The sequence below is a fragment of the Sphaerospermopsis reniformis genome (genome assembly GCF_005402885.1).
GTDB lineage: Bacteria > Cyanobacteriota > Cyanobacteriia > Cyanobacteriales > Nostocaceae > Sphaerospermopsis > Sphaerospermopsis kisseleviana.
The window spans coordinates 1-794 of record NZ_BJCE01000525.1 but is presented as its reverse complement, the minus strand read 5'-3'; the positions used below and the strand labels follow the sequence as shown (position 1 = coordinate 794).

Below are 794 nucleotides of genomic sequence, written 5' to 3'. Positions count from 1 at the left end.
GCATTTTTTCCGGGCTATACTAACAGTAACTATCTCTAGCCCTGATGATTACGTCAAGTCTGGCTGAAATGAGAACATCCTCAAAGCCATACACAGACTGCCTTTTTAATTTTCGGACAGGTCTAGTAGTTAAACCCGATATAGCCTTAAAACAAATTCAAGCAGATACAGCAATTAAAGAAAGTCAAATATCAACAATAGAGAAATCAGAAAATGCCAATTTCCATAGTGGTAATACATCCTTGAAAGTAGAAGATAGAAATAGTAATATCGGTTATACTATCGGCGAAAAAGAACAAAAACAACCACAGAAACAACTGCGTCGGTTTTATGGTGTTGTAGATTTAGATCCTGTGAGGGTTTCCAGAGATGTGAACGAAATTTCTCAAGAAGTATTACAACATTTAACCGGTTTAGTAGATGCCAATGTACAGATTACCTTAGAAATTCAAGTACAATTATCAGAACCAGTACCAGATCATATTTTGCGTACCGTTAACGAAAATTGTCGCACCTTAAAGTTTAAAACCCATAGCTTTGAGGAAGAATGAAGATCGAGTAGATCGAGGAGTTCAAGGAGTCAGGAGTCAGGAGTCAGGAGTCAGGAGGCAGGAGGCAGGAGGCAGGAGAGGCAGGGGAAGATTAATAATCTAATAAAGTCCAATGCCCAATGCCCAGTCCCCAGTCACCAGTCCCCAGTCACCAGTCCCCACTCCCCAGTCCCCAGCCCCCCGCACCCCGCCCCCCTGCCCCCCGCGCCTCGCCACACGCCCGCGCCTCCACCTCCTCTCCCC

Annotated in this window: 1 protein-coding gene; it reads left to right on the top strand. The window is 44.6% G+C overall.

Annotation, left to right across the window (positions count from 1 at the left end; translation table 11 throughout):
* Positions 1-68: 68 nt before the first annotated feature.
* Complete coding sequence (locus tag FFR48_RS28195) at positions 69-551, top strand: hypothetical protein (RefSeq protein WP_137669608.1); 483 nt, start codon at positions 69-71, stop codon at positions 549-551.
* The last annotated feature ends 243 nt before the right edge of the window (positions 552-794 follow it).

What these genes read in the sequence shown, in the direction of transcription:
- FFR48_RS28195 (WP_137669608.1), top strand. Translation starts at nt 69, where the DNA reads ATGAGAACATCCTCAAAGCCATACACAGACTGCCTTTTTAATTTTCGG.